This is a genomic window from Exiguobacterium sp. s40, assembly GCF_018617905.1.
In the GTDB taxonomy this organism is placed as follows: Bacteria; Bacillota; Bacilli; order Exiguobacteriales; family Exiguobacteriaceae; genus Exiguobacterium; species Exiguobacterium mexicanum_A.
In genome coordinates this window covers 204,894-218,876 of sequence record NZ_JACSLC010000001.1, presented here as the reverse complement: position 1 = coordinate 218,876, position 13,983 = coordinate 204,894, and the positions used below count along the sequence as shown (strand labels likewise).

The 13,983-nt window shown below is 51.3% G+C and carries 11 protein-coding genes and 1 other annotated feature; of the genes, 6 read left to right on the top strand and 5 right to left on the bottom strand.

Translation table 11 applies throughout. The annotated features are described in order from the left end of the window. Nucleotides 1-6 precede the first annotated feature (6 nt). Complete coding sequence (locus tag KNP02_RS01100) at nt 7-636, bottom strand: GNAT family N-acetyltransferase (protein WP_214706431.1); 630 nt, start codon at nt 634-636, stop codon at nt 7-9. A gap of 155 nt (nt 637-791) precedes the next feature. On the opposite strand from KNP02_RS01100, the gene acsA reads away from it, so the two are divergent. Next, nucleotides 792-2,498: an acetate--CoA ligase gene (acsA, locus tag KNP02_RS01095; RefSeq protein ID WP_214706428.1), complete on the top strand. Its 1,707-nt coding sequence runs from the start codon at nt 792-794 to the stop codon at nt 2,496-2,498. Nucleotides 2,499-2,542: 44 nt separating this feature from the next. Here acsA and KNP02_RS01090 read toward each other — a convergent pair whose 3' ends face one another. After that, entirely contained in the window at nt 2,543-5,041 is a 2,499-nt protein-coding gene (locus KNP02_RS01090) for a transglycosylase domain-containing protein (RefSeq protein ID WP_214706420.1), read from the bottom strand. 169 nt (nt 5,042-5,210) lie between these two features. Continuing rightward, nucleotides 5,211-5,408: a binding site (T-box leader), on the top strand. A gap of 47 nt (nt 5,409-5,455) precedes the next feature. On the opposite strand from KNP02_RS01090, the gene tyrS reads away from it, so the two are divergent. After that, nucleotides 5,456-6,703 carry a tyrosine--tRNA ligase gene (gene tyrS / locus KNP02_RS01085; RefSeq protein WP_214706418.1) on the top strand — a complete coding sequence of 416 codons (1,248 nt, stop codon included), beginning with the start codon at nt 5,456-5,458 and terminating at the stop codon, nt 6,701-6,703. 106 nt (nt 6,704-6,809) lie between these two features. Further along, on the top strand, nt 6,810-7,433 hold the full coding sequence (locus tag KNP02_RS01080) for a GTP pyrophosphokinase (RefSeq protein WP_214706416.1): 624 nt from the start codon (nt 6,810-6,812) through the stop codon (nt 7,431-7,433). A 44-nt stretch (nt 7,434-7,477) separates the two neighbouring features. Here the strand turns inward: KNP02_RS01080 and rpsD are convergent, their stop codons facing one another. After that, nucleotides 7,478-8,077, bottom strand: coding sequence for a 30S ribosomal protein S4 (rpsD, locus tag KNP02_RS01075; protein ID WP_029595169.1), 600 nt, complete (start codon nt 8,075-8,077; stop codon nt 7,478-7,480). A 223-nt stretch (nt 8,078-8,300) separates the two neighbouring features. Beyond that, entirely contained in the window at nt 8,301-8,783 is a 483-nt protein-coding gene (locus KNP02_RS01070) for a GAF domain-containing protein (RefSeq protein ID WP_138859180.1), read from the bottom strand. A 236-nt stretch (nt 8,784-9,019) separates the two neighbouring features. Between KNP02_RS01070 and ezrA the strand changes: the two genes are divergently transcribed. Together ezrA and KNP02_RS01060 are read left to right on the top strand one after the other, a co-directional pair. After that, nucleotides 9,020-10,750 carry a septation ring formation regulator EzrA gene (gene ezrA / locus KNP02_RS01065; protein WP_214706414.1) on the top strand — a complete coding sequence of 577 codons (1,731 nt, stop codon included), beginning with the start codon at nt 9,020-9,022 and terminating at the stop codon, nt 10,748-10,750. A 74-nt stretch (nt 10,751-10,824) separates the two neighbouring features. Beyond that, nucleotides 10,825-12,405 (top strand): amidohydrolase, encoded by a 1,581-nt coding sequence (locus KNP02_RS01060; RefSeq protein WP_214706412.1) that lies wholly within the window; start codon nt 10,825-10,827, stop codon nt 12,403-12,405. Nucleotides 12,406-12,453: 48 nt separating this feature from the next. Here KNP02_RS01060 and KNP02_RS01055 read toward each other — a convergent pair whose 3' ends face one another. Further along, nucleotides 12,454-13,272, bottom strand: coding sequence for an NAD kinase (locus KNP02_RS01055; protein WP_034778250.1), 819 nt, complete (start codon nt 13,270-13,272; stop codon nt 12,454-12,456). A 155-nt stretch (nt 13,273-13,427) separates the two neighbouring features. Here KNP02_RS01055 and tpx point away from each other — a divergent pair, with 155 nt between their 5' ends. Further along, nucleotides 13,428-13,916 (top strand): thiol peroxidase, encoded by a 489-nt coding sequence (gene tpx / locus KNP02_RS01050; protein ID WP_214706405.1) that lies wholly within the window; start codon nt 13,428-13,430, stop codon nt 13,914-13,916. Nucleotides 13,917-13,983 lie beyond the last annotated feature (67 nt).

Here is a 13,983-nt window from a genome sequence, read left to right as displayed (position 1 = left end):
CCCTCCTCAGTCATACATGAACCGGCGTCGCAGCCGGAGTGAATCGAAGTGGTCAATCGTCTCTTGCCGGACGTTCTTGCCAATCCGTGCCATGAGACAGTTGGCCGGGTGCGAAGCGATCTCCGGGTCGTCGGTCGGGAAGAAGACGAGCCCGCCGTGGTTCATCATCTTCTCCATCACTTTCCGATAATCCCAAATGGAGAGTCCGCTTCCTTTTAGATCCCAGTGCCAATAATATTCCGTCGTCAAAATCAAAAAGTCGTCCATATGTGGATCCATCATCGACACTTCGAGCAGCTGTTTGCCGATCCGTTGACCGCGGAAGCGCGGACTCACTTCGATGGCGCCGAGCTCGAGAATGTAAGGGTCGTTTCCTTCGCTCCAACGTTCATACGGGTCTGGATATAAATACGTCACGTAGCCGATGACGAGATCGTCGACGCGGGCCACGATAATGCGACCTTCTTTCAAGTCAGCGATTTCGACGAGGGCCTTATGTTGGTCCTCTGGTTCACGAAATGCGGTCAATCCCTCATCAAGGCGATACGTCGCCAGTACATCGCTTTCGATGGGTCCATCGATGATTACGGCTCCGAGTGAGGTTTCCCACACCTTTGAATGATATTGTTTTTCCATGGAGTCACCACCTTTTCCACCTTCTATTATAGCGCTTTCATTCTACTTCTTTCACGCTCTTTTGGAGATTTTGGAAATTCATTGATTTGTCACAATATTAACACTATACTGAAAGTGGTTATACCATTCATTACAGGGGAGGCGAATCTTTAGCGATGGAAAAATTGAAAGCGTTATCAGGGGAACATCAATTGGCGTCGTATGAAGAGGCTTGTCAGTCGTTCGAGTGGACTCAAGCAGAAGCACTATTTTCTTGGAATTTGACGGGGAATATCAACATGGCGTACGAAGCGATCGACCGTCACGCCGAAGGTGAACTGGCCACAAAACTGGCATTGCTCTATTTCGATGGGGAACGAGAAGAGCGCTATACGTATGAAGAAATGAAACGAGAAAGCAATCGGTCCGGAAACGTTCTGAAATCGGTTGGAGTGGAGAAAGGCGACCGCGTCTTCATCTTCATGCCGCGGAGTCCAGAACTTTATTTTATTTTGCTCGGCACACTTAAATTGGGCGCCATCGTCGGTCCGTTGTTCGAGGCGTTCATGGAACAAGCCGTTCATGACCGTCTGCTCGACTCGGAAGCGAAAGTCATCGTGACGACCGAGGCGCTCTTGCCGCGCATCCCGGTCGATCAGCTCCCACACTTGGAGACGATTTTGATCGTCGGCGACGGGGTAGAAGAAGCCGGGGAAATCATCGACTATCGCAAATTGGCGGCTGAAGCTTCGACTGACCTCGACATCACATGGGTCGACCGTGAGGACGGTATGATCTTGCATTATACGTCAGGGTCGACCGGGAAGCCTAAAGGCGTCCTGCACGTCCATAACGCCATGGTGCAGCACTTGATGACCGGGAAATGGGTGCTCGACTTGCAACCGGATGATATTTACTGGTGCACGGCCGATCCAGGCTGGGTGACGGGCACGAGCTACGGGATTTTCGCTCCGTTCTTGAACGGGGCGACGAATGTGATCGTCGGGGGACGATTCAATCCGGAGTTCTGGTATTCGGTCATTGAACGGTTCGGGGTCACCGTCTGGTACAGCGCGCCGACGGCGTTCCGGATGCTCATGGGTGCCGGCGAAGAAGCGTTCGAGAAATATGATCTATCATCTCTCCGCCATATCCTCTCGGTCGGTGAACCGCTCAACCCGGAAGTCATTCGTTGGGGGAACGAATCGTTTGGGTTACGGATTCATGATACGTGGTGGATGACAGAGACGGGTGCGATGATGATTTGTAACTATCCGACGATGGATATCAAACCGGGTTCGATGGGGAAAGCCATCCCGGGTTGTGAAGCAGCCATCTTAGACGACCGCGGTCAACCGCTCCCACCGCATCGGATGGGAAACTTGGCACTCAAGACGCCGTGGCCGTCGATGATGCGGAAGATTTGGAAGAACGACGCCAAGTATGAGAGCTATTTCTGGGGTGATTGGTACGTCTCAGGCGACTCGGCCTATATGGACGAGGATGGTTACTTCTGGTTCCAAGGCCGCGTTGATGATGTCATCATGACGGCAGGCGAACGGGTCGGTCCGTTCGAAGTCGAGAGTCGTCTCGTCGAGCACCCGGCAGTTGCCGAGGCCGGTGTCATCGGGAAACCGGATCCAGTCCGTGGAGAGATTATCAAGGCGTTCATCGCGCTCCGTAAAGGCTATGAGCCGTCAGACGAGCTGAAGACGGAGATTCAAAAGTTCGTCAAAGAAGGGCTCGCGGCCCATGCGGCCCCGCGTGAGATTGAATTTAAAGACAAGCTGCCGAAAACACGAAGCGGGAAGATCATGCGTCGCGTCTTGAAAGCTTGGGAATTGAACCTTGAGACAGGTGACTTATCGACAATGGAAGATTGAACGACAAAAGGTCGACACGCGATGTGTCGACCTTTCTTGTCGAGTTAGGCGCCGTCTGCAGCTTCGGCGTCTTCTTTCTTCTTGTCTTCCTCAGCCTTTTTCTCGGCCTCGGCTTTCTTCTTGGCTTCTTCTTCAGCTTTCTTCTTATCGGCTTCAGCTTTTTTCTTCGCTTCCGCTTCAGCTTTCGCTTTCGCTTTAGCCTCAGCGTCTGCCTTTTCTTTCGCAGCAGCGTCAGCTTCTTGTTTTTCTTCAGCCTCTTGTTTCTTCTCTTCGGCTTCTTGTTTTTCTTCAGCTTCTTCTTTCTTCTTCGCCTCTTCTTCGGCTTTCTTCTTGGCTTCCTCTTCTTTCTTCTTCTTCTCTTCGACTTTCTTCTTCTCAGAGAATGAGCCAGAGTCACCAAAGTCGCTTGCTCTTACACTAGCTGGTTGCACAAAGCGGGCGTTCGAGTTGAATACTTCTGGGCTGTCGAGGTAGACATTGTTAGCAATTTTAGACCACATGCCTTGTGTCCGTTGATAGTATCGTCCATATCCTTGTCCATCGACTAGACCATTTTCTTTGTCATATCCTGTCCAGACGGCGAGCGTGATGCCTGGGGTCGAGCCGACCAAATACGAGTCACGAATATACTGAGTCGTACCGGTTTTCCCCATCCAGTCGCCAGGGACGTTCAAGAGTGATTTGGCGTATGTCGCTGTTCCTGACGTGTAAACGTCGCGGAGCATATCGACAATCAAGTAAGCGGTACGATCTGAATAGATGCGTGTCTTCTTCGGATTCTTCTCGTAAATCACCTCGTCTTGATATTCGACGCGGTCAATGATATACGGTTCGACGTGTTCGCCACCGTTGGCGAGCATCGCGTAACCTGATGCAAGTGCTGCTAGCTTTACTGAACTTACACCGAGTGCCATCGATGGCGCATCACGTGTATCGTCTGGGACGTTCATCCCCATTTGAAGAAGTTTCTCTGTGTCACTTCTAAAGTCAGCCTGTTCCTCGTAGATTTTCACAGCCGGTACGTTTCGAGATTGTTTCAACGCATCACGCGCCGTCATCGGCCCTCGGAATGTTAAATCTTCATTGTTGATTTCAACGGTGTTTGGGTTTGATCCATTTTGATATTTATATTTTTCATCAATGATAACCGTATCGGTAGTAATGAGGCCTTTCTCGATCGCGTTAGCATAAACGAGAAGCGGTTTTGCCGTCGATCCGATTTGGCGCTCCATTTGACGCGCTCGGTTGAAGTCATCAGCTTTTCCGTTCACATAACGACCACCAACGAATCCGAGGATGCGACCGGTCTTGTTGTCGAGCATGATGGCGGCGGTTTGCTCCGGACCTTGCTCAGGGTCGACTTTTGGTGAGTTATTTGGTCCGAAGTTATTGACGTTCCGGGCCGGTTGTTGCATCGATTCGTGCACTTCTTTATCGAGGGACAAATGAATCTTGTAGCCACCTTGACGGAGTGCGTTGTGGGCGCGACGTCCGTATGTGTTTAAAATCTCTTTTCGGTCATCTGCGCTCAATTCGTTCAAGTTAACGCCGTCTTGTTTAAGCATATGATCCCGAACGATAATGAGGGCATCTTCTTCAGCCCATTGCACAACATACGGATAGCGATCACGCGGCTTCGATTGCGTCTTCATGAAGTCTTTTGTGATGTCGTAGTTGTATGCAGCGTCATAGTCTTCTTTTGTGATTTTCCCAGCAACGTACATCCGGTTGAGTACCGTTTTCATCCGGTTGATGGCTGGTGACACGTCCTCTTTAATGACACCGCCTTGATAATACGGTGTATACAGGAACGGGTTTTTCGGGATCCCGGCGAGGAAAGCGGCTTGTGGCAACGTCAACTTCTCAGCCGATGTATTGAAGACACCGCGAGCGGCTGCTTCAATCCCTGAGATGTTGCGTCCCATCGAGTTTCGTCCGAATGAGACGACGTTCAAGTACGCGTTCAAGATCTCATCTTTGTTCATTGCTTTTTCGAGGCGAAGGGCGAGTAAAATCTCTTTCGCTTTTCGTTCGAACGACACTTCGTTCGTCAGCATTTGGTTTTTGATGAGCTGTTGTGTGAGCGTAGAACCGCCGGTCCGGTCTTCCGATCCGGTCGCTTCCTGTAAGATGGCACGGAGCGTCGCTTTCGGCACGACACCATCGTGTTCGTAAAACTCGACGTCCTCTGTGGCGAGTAACGCGTCGACGACGAACGGAGAGACTTTCTCGACGGCGACGGGAACGCGGACTTCATCCGTCGTATAGTTTCCGATGCGTTCACCGCTTCCAAAATAAATGTCAGAAGTCGATGAGTAGGTGTTGATTTGCGACGTCATCGTCTTATATGCGGGTGCCGGCATATCCTTGACGAGGGAAGCGAAATAACCCGCTCCGATCCCGGCGCCTAAAAATCCAATGAGAACGACCGATATAATCGTTAGGAGCAGTACGTTCCACGATACATCGTAAAATACATTGGCATAACGGCGGGCTTTCAAGGACTTTGGTTGGTTCCATGTGTCTCGAATCTTTTGCAGCATGACAGCCTCCTTAATATGGTGTAAAACTATTTTTGACAGTAATATATACGATTATAGCACAAGTCCTTCCTGACCTTACCCCCGAATCGACTACCGGATGCAAGTTTCCATATTCTCGGTTGACAATTTGGAAATGGAACTTATAAAATGTAAAGCATAGTCCATAAACAAAGATGCTATGAAGAAAGCGAAGTAGTCGACTGACCGCTTGTCCAGAAAGCTAGTGGGTGCTGTGAACTAGCCAATGTCAGCCGATGAATTACACTTTTGGAGCGTGCCGTTCGGCCGGGTCGAGACCGTTATCTCTCGCTACAAGTGGCCACAGCTGTGGCAATTAGGGTGGTACCGCGGAATCTCCGTCCCTTCTCATATGAGAAGGGACGTTTTTTTATGTCAATCGAAGGAGTGGAACAGATGGAATTATTGAAGGATTTAGAATTTCGAGGTCTCGTCAACCAAATGACGGACGAAGCAGGATTGAAAGAACAGTTGAACAAACCGACGACGCTTTACACCGGGTTCGACCCGACGGCGGACTCGCTTCATATCGGGCACTTGCTCCCGATTTTAACACTCAAACGTTTCCAAGAGGCGGGACACCACGTCATCGCCCTCGTCGGTGGGGCGACCGGCATGATCGGTGACCCGTCAGGTCGTTCGGACGAGCGTTCGCTCAACACGCTCGACACGGTCAAACAATTCTCGGATCGAATCAAAGACCAATTGAGCCGCTTCTTGCCGCTTGAAGGAGAGAATCCAATCTCAATCCGCAACAACTACGAGTGGACGGAAGAGTTGTCGATCATCGACTTCTTGCGCGACATCGGCAAACACTTCCCAATCAGTTACATGCTCGCCAAAGACTCGGTCGACTCGCGTTTGGAGAACGGGATCTCGTACACGGAATTCTCGTACATGCTCTTGCAATCGTTCGACTTCTTGAAGTTGTACGAAAATGAGAACTGCCGTCTTCAAGTTGGGGGCAGCGACCAGTGGGGCAACATCACGGCCGGTCTCGAACTGATTCGTCGCTTTGGTCACTCGGAGAAGGCGTTCGGTTTGACGGTACCGCTCGTGACGAAGTCGGATGGACAAAAATTCGGTAAGACGGCCGGTGGTGCGGTCTGGCTCGACGCCGATAAGACGACACCCTACGAGTTCTACCAGTTCTGGATCAACGTCGACGACGCCGACGTCATCAAGTTCATCAAATACTTCACATTCTTGTCGCATGACGACATCTTGGCGCTTGAAAGCGAAGTGGCGTCTGCACCGGAAAAACGTGTCGCTCAACGTCGCCTCGCCGAAGAGATGACGAAACTCGTGCACGGTGAAGCAGGCCTCGATCAAGCGCTCCGCATCACGGCGGCATTCTTCAGCGGTGATTTGAAGACGCTCAAGCCAGAAGATATGGATGCTGCATTCAAAGGCATGCCTCAGTTCGAACTTGACGGCGAACGTAACCTCGTCGATCTTCTCGTCGAAGCGAAGATTGCGCCATCAAAACGTCAAGCCCGCGAAGACGTTCAAAACGGGGCGATCTACTTGAATGGGGAGCGCGAACAAGCGCTCGATAAGACGGTGACACGTGCCGATACACTTGGTGAGTTCACGGTCATCCGCCGAGGCAAGAAAAAATACTTCGTGATCCGTCACGTCTGATGCATTCGTCCATGTCCCAAATGTTGCGGACATGGACGTTTTTTTATATCTCAAATTGGTTTCGGTCTGATACGATGGCAAGTATAGACGATAAGGAGGCTTTCCTATGGAAATTGAAGAGTTTTTTGGCGAACAGTTCCACCAATGGCGGGAGCGGTTCCGCTACTATGAGATGGCGATCACCGAGCTTGAGAGCGACCTCGGCATCATCGACCTCGATTGGCAGACTCGGCTCGGTTACTCTCCGATCGAACATGTGAAGACGAGGATGAAGACGTTGCCGTCAATTATCAAGAAGATGAACCAAAAAGGGCTCCCACTTGAAGTGGAAGCACTTTGGGACAATATTTACGACGTCGCAGGAGTCCGGATCGTCACGAGTTTCCGCGATGACATTTACGCCATCCTCGATCATTTGAAGAAGCGGGACGATTTACAAATCGATGAGATCAAAGACTACATCAAAGATCCAAAGCCGAGCGGTTATCGGAGCCTGCATCTCATCGTCCGGACGAAAGTTTATTTGGCGGAACGCGTCATTTGGGTGCCGGCTGAGATTCAGATCCGCACGCTCGCCATGGACTTTTGGGCGGCGACGGAGCATAAGCTTCATTATAAATACCAGCACGTCGTCCCGGAGGCGTCGAAACTCGAGTTGATGGAAGCGGCCAAGATGGCGGACGCGCTCGATACGCAGATGGGCCGGATTCGTGAACAAATATTAAAGTAAAAAAAATCCCCTTTCCTGCTGAGGCAGGGAAGGGGATAAAAGCATTAACGTGAGTAGTACTCAACGATGAGTTGCTCTTTGATTTGGTCGTTCAATTCAGCACGCTCAGGAAGACGTACGAATGTACCTTCGAGCTTCTCAGCGTCGAATGTTACGTAGTCTTTTGTAGCTGGTGCTACTTCGAGAGCTTCAGCGATCGCTTTGAAGTTTTTAGACTTCTCGCGGACTGAGATGACTTGACCTGGTTTTACACGGTAAGACGCGATGTCTACACGTGAACCGTCAACTTGGATGTGACCGTGGTTGACGAGTTGGCGCGCTCCACGACGTGTGCGAGCGAGACCCATACGGTAAACGAGGTTGTCAAGGCGTGACTCGAGCAAGAACATGAAGTTCTCACCGTGGATACCTTGCATTTTCCCAGCATCGTTGAAGATGCGACGGAATTGCTTCTCGTTGATTCCGTACATATGACGAAGTGCTTGCTTCGCTTGAAGCTGAAGACCGTATTCAGAGATTTTACGACGACCATTTCCGTGTTGACCTGGTGCGTAAGGACGTTTTGCTAATTCTTTACCCGTTTCGCTAAGCGAGATGCCTAAGCGACGCGAGAGTTTCCAAGCTGGACCTGTGTAACGAGCCATGTTTGGACTCCTCCTTGTTGTTCATGTATTTTGCACAAAAGAACAACGGTGTCAAAGACTGGTGACGCCCCTTTCATAGGTTCAAGCACCTTCACTTGATAGCGAAGCTACGAGATGCTCCTCCGACTCAGTCGAGGCCCGAAAGGTGGATACGTCTGTCAATGACTGCTATCGTCATTTCATGCACAAAAATCAGTATACGACGAAATGATTCGCTTGTCAATCAGATGAAGCGAAGTAATGTCTGACAGAATTGCTCCAACCCTTGACGGTCGACATCCGAGAAGCGGTCGAACTCAGGGCTGTCGATATCGAGCACGCCGATGGTCTTACCGTCACGGACGAGCGGGACGACGATTTCCGAGTTCGAAGCCGCGTCACAAGCGATATGGCCCGGGAATTGATGAACGTCTGCGATTAGTTGTGTCTCTTGCGTCGAGGCAGCTGTCCCGCAGACTCCTTTGCCGAACGCGATATGGACGCAAGCCGGCAGACCTTGGAACGGTCCGAGGATAAGGGCGTCTTCGCCTTCTGTTAAATAGAAGCCGACCCAGTTGATCCGGTCGAGGAATTGGTTGAGCAACGCGCTCGCGTTTGAAAGGTTCGCGACACGGTTCGTCTCGCCTTCGAGTAGCGCGGCGAGTTGTTTGTTTAGTAGGTCGTAACCGGCGGCCAAGTCGCCAGAGTAAGTAGTCGTTTGGAACATGGGATTCCCTCCTAATGAATGAAAGCAAGATTGATTAGCATTATGGTACACGCATTTTTTTATTTTGTCTTCTTAAAAGATTCATGTGAAAAATAACATTCTCTCCCTAAACCGTTGGAAAACCTATGCAAATCATTGGTTCTATAATATGATTAGTATTATCTATACCATAAAATACTTCATTTATTCATTCAGATACATAAGTCCACGAAAGCGGCTTGGAGGTTGTGACAGAGATGGATTACGGAATCTATGGAATTTTAATTGGAATCATTGTCATCGCATTAGGGGCGATGCTGGGAAGCATGCTCGTGCGAAGGAATTTTTACCAGAAAATTGATGATTTAGACATGCGCAAACAAAGCGTGCTCAGCGCAAGCGTCCCGGCCGAACTGCAGAAGTTCAAACAGTGGCCGATGGAGGGCGAGACGAAAGAAAAGTTCGAGCGTTGGCATCAGTCATGGGACGAACTCGTCAGTGTACATACCGGGCAAATCGATGAGGCGCTCTATCATGCCGAAGAAGATTTGGACAAATATCGCTTTCTCAAAGTCAAGTCGGATTTGAATGCGACGGAACAGTTGATTCAAGAGCTCGAGTCGATGGTACACGCCATGCTCGACGAGATGGATGAGTTTAATCAGCATCATTCGTCGCTCCTCGATATCGTCAAAAAAGACGAGAAAGAGCTGTACCAATTCCGGAAGACACTCGTCGCGCAAAACAGTGCGTTCGGCCCGACGTATGAACTCGTCGAATCTGAGATTGCGGCAGCGGAAGCAAAACGGACCGAGATGATCACGTTGAAGCAAGAAGGCCAAGTATCGGAGGCGTATGTCGCCGGCCAAGTCTTGTCTGAGAAAGTGACGAAGATTCGTGAACTCGTCAGTGTCATCCCTCAGTTCGTCCGCACGGTGCAGGTTGACTTGAAACAACAGCTCAACCAGTTGCGTTCGGGGCATAAAGAGATGCAAATGGACGGCTACGCGCTCGAACCGCTCGGTTTAATGGAAGAAATCGAGCAGGCGGAAGATCGCCGATCGGCTCTTATGGACCGCATCGAACAGCTCGACTTCGATCATTTCGAGATGGACATGCAACAGCTCAGTTCGGACATCGACCAGTTGTTCGAAGCGTTCCGAACCGAAGTCGACGCGCGCCAATACGTGAAGAAAGAATTCGCGAGTGTGAAAGACCGTGACCGCCAGACGAGCGAAGTCATGGCGCGACTCCATCAAGAGATGACTCGACTCGTCAGCAACTATGAGATCAACGCTCGAGTCGGTGAAGAATTTGAACAGCTTGAACGTGAGCGGGCGACGCTCACGGCGAACGTGCTCGATATCGAACAGGCGCTCGTCGCCCAGATGATCCCGTTCAGCATGATCAAGTCAAAAGTGCAAGAAGCAAAACGGTCGCTCGACCAGTTTAGTGCCATGCATGAACGCTTCATCGAAAATACGAACTCGCTCCGTAAAGAAGAGCTCGAGGTTCGTAACAAGCTCGAGTCTTGGAAGAAGGAATTGTCGGCCCATCGCCGACTCCTTACGAAGAGCGCCATGCCGGTCGTCCCGACGGATTTGACGAGCGATATGCGCCAATTGCAAAAAGGCGTTCAATCGTTGGACGAACAGTTCGAGAAGGCGCCGTTCAATATGACGTATATCGTCGGACTCAGCCACGACGTCGAAGAGACGATGGACAACTTCCGCGACCGGGTCAAAGCGCTCTTACGCCAAGTCACGTACGCCGAGCAGCTGCTGCAATATGCGAACCGCTATCGCCGGCGTGACAACGAGGTCCATATCGCCTTGACGCTCGCCGAGAACAAGTTTTTACACGGAGAGTACGGCACGGCCGTCGAAATCGGTGAACGTGTCCTCGGGCGCTTCGATGAAGGCGCGGCCCGCGAGATTCGTCAGCGTGTCGAAAAAGGTTTGGAGCAACAAGAGCTATTACGAAAATAATGATGCATGAAGATTGACGTAAACGGGAATTAACGTAGACGTCAATCTTTTTTGAATCGAGGAGGAATTTTGTGATGGGAACGCTATGGGTAAACGGAAAGATCTATACGATGAATAAAGAGCATGAACAGGCTCGCGCCATGTATGTCGAGCACGGTCGCATTCTGAAGCTAGGTGAGGAAGGCCACCTTCGTCGTACATACGCCGGAAGGATCAAACAGATTGTGAACCTTGAAGGGAAGAGCGTTTATCCGGCGTTCACCGACTCACACATCCATTTGATCGGATACGGGGAAGCGCTCGACCGCATCGATGCGACCGAGACGACGGATTTGCAAGCTCTGCTCGAGTCGATGAAACAAAAGGACGGCAGTGACAGAAGTGACGATTGGCTCGTCGCGGAAGGGTTCAATGACCGTCTGCTCGGAGAGATGCCGACGCGTGAGATGATTGATGCCGTCATCCCAGACCGGCCCGTCGTCTTGAAGCGGGTCTGTCGCCACGTCGCCGTCGTCAACTCGAAAGGATTGGAACGACTTGGCTTGATTCACCATACCGTCATCGAAGGCGGAAAGCTCGGACGCGACGCGGAAGGAAAACTGAACGGGGTGCTATACGATGCGGCGCTCGATTTGCTCCATAAAGAACTGGGGGGGAATCGCGAGAAAAATGTCGCCTCACTCCACCGGGCCATCGACTCGCTTTTCGCCCACGGGATTGTCGGCGCCCATACGGAAGACCTGTTCTATCATGGCGACCCGCTCGAGACGATTCAAGCGTATGAGGACGTGTTAGCAGATCTCCCGTTCCACGCCCATCTGCTCGTCCATGAACAAGTCGTCGATCAATTAATCCGTCACGATGCGCTCGCGAAACGACCACGTTTCGATTTCGGGGCGATGAAACTGTTCATCGACGGGTCGTTCGGGGGACGGACGGCACTCTTATCGGAACCGTATACGGACGAACCGGGTCAGCGCGGAATCGAGGTCCATCGTCCAGACCATCTCGAGGCGCTCGTCAAAAAGGCGCGGTCGTATGGTATGAACGTGGCAGCTCACGTCATCGGGGATGCCGCCGCCGAACAGTTCATCACGTTGCTCGAGAAGTATCCGGCCAAGCGCGGGACGCGGGACCGAATCATCCATGCCTCGCTCTTGAACGATGCATTGTTGAAACGGATCCAGGCGCTGCCGGTATTGATTGATGCGCAGCCGATCTTCTTGTCGGACGACATGAACTTGTTGTTCGACCGGCTCGGAAACGACCGGGTTGATAACGCCTACCGCTTCAAATCGATGCTCGACACGGGAGCGCTCGTCCTCGGGGGCAGTGACGCCCCGATTTCTTCGGTCGATGTGCGAAAAGGCCTGTATGGTGCCGTCACCCGTCAATCGTTCGAGGAGTCGGGCGCGCTCAATCCGACGGAACGCCTGTCGATGTATGAAGCGCTCCGTAGCTTCACGTATGCCCCGCGTGTCGCCACAGGCACGCACGGACGTGACGGCTTGTTGATTCAAAGTTATAACGCCACGTTCACGGTGTGGGAAGAAGACTTCTTCGAACTTCGCGGGCGCGACATCCTCGACAACCGACTCGTCATGACGGTCGTCGAAGGGTCGCCGGTGTATGAGGCCGACGTCGTCAACGCATAATAAAAAGGCTAGCCGTCTAAGTAAAATGGACGGCTAGCCTTTTGTCGTTTAGAAGAATGAGCGTTGTACTTTGTGCCAGAACGAGTTGTTTTTCAACTTGACCGTTTTGACGACTTGGTCAGAGAGCTCGATATCGATTCGGTCGGTATATTTGAGGCTGAGCGCCTCGTTATCCATCCCGATGATCGGATAGTCGTTCCCGTCTTCGACGATGCGAAGCGACAGTTTGCGTGAATCATGGACGATGAACGAGGAACCGAGTGTACGGTAACGGTTATTGTTCACCGAAGCGATTTCGCTCACTTGCATGCATGGGATGAGCGGGTCGACGATCGCGCCGTCGAGTGATTTATTATAAGCCGTCGAGCCGGTCGGCGTCGAGACGACCATCCCGTCGCCGCGGAACGTCTCGAAGTGAAGATCGTCGATGTATACCTCAATGGCGAGTGATTTGATGATACTCGATTTGATCGAAGCTTCGTTCAAACAAAGCATCGGTGTCGATTCATTGATTGAAGCCGATAAGAGCGGATATTTCCGTACCTCGAGCCCGGCTTCGATCCGAGCAGAGTTATCTGAGAATAAACGATCGACTTCGTCGAGCTTATGTATGTCGAAGTCGCAATAAAACTCATTCAATCCGCGTCCGAACCCGACGTAGATGGCGTCTTGACGGAAGCCTGTATAACGGACGGCCTGTAAGAACGCGCCATCTCCCCCGATGGCGACGATGATGTTGGCGTCTTCCGGACGATTCACGACGTTGAAGCCATGCTTCTCACCGATCTCGATTAGTTTCTTTACCTCTTTAGTAAAGTCGTTGACGTTACGATGGTACAAATAAACGTTGTTTCTCATCCATGTCATCCCCTTTGTCAATTGAGTCTCTTTCATTATACAGCGTTTTAGACGCTCGATATAGGGAAAATCACAATCAGGCCGTCTGAGGCAGGAAGTTTGTCATCGAGACGGCACCATCGATATGATGAAGAAGTATAAATCAAACCAAAGGGGATGAAACGATGCCAACATTTAAAGGCAATACCGTTACACTGCAAGGGAATCCGGTCAAAGTCGGAGATGCTGCACCGGACTTTACAGCGCTCACGACGGCACTTGAAGAGGTGACGCTCGCGTCATACCCAGGGAAAAAATTGATTAGTGTCGTCCCGTCGATTGATACAGGCGTCTGTGATGCACAAACGCGTGCGTTCAACGAGAAAGCGGCAACGCTTGGAGGGACAATCTTGACTGTGTCGAACGACTTGCCATTCGCACAACGTCGCTGGTGTGCGGCCTCGGGACTCGATAACGTCATCATGTTATCGGACCACCGCGACCAATCGTTCGCGAAATCTTACGGCGTGTTGATGGAAGAGCTCCGTCTCCTCGCACGCTCGGTGTTCGTCATCGACTCAGAAGGTACGGTCCAATACGTCCAGTACATGGATGAGATGACAGACGAGGTCGATTTCGATGCGGCGCTCGAGGCGTTTGATAAAGCGAACTGATTCGCTTGGCGAAATGACCACGAATCGCTTACACTAATAGAAGTGAACCGACCGGCTCTCCATCAGA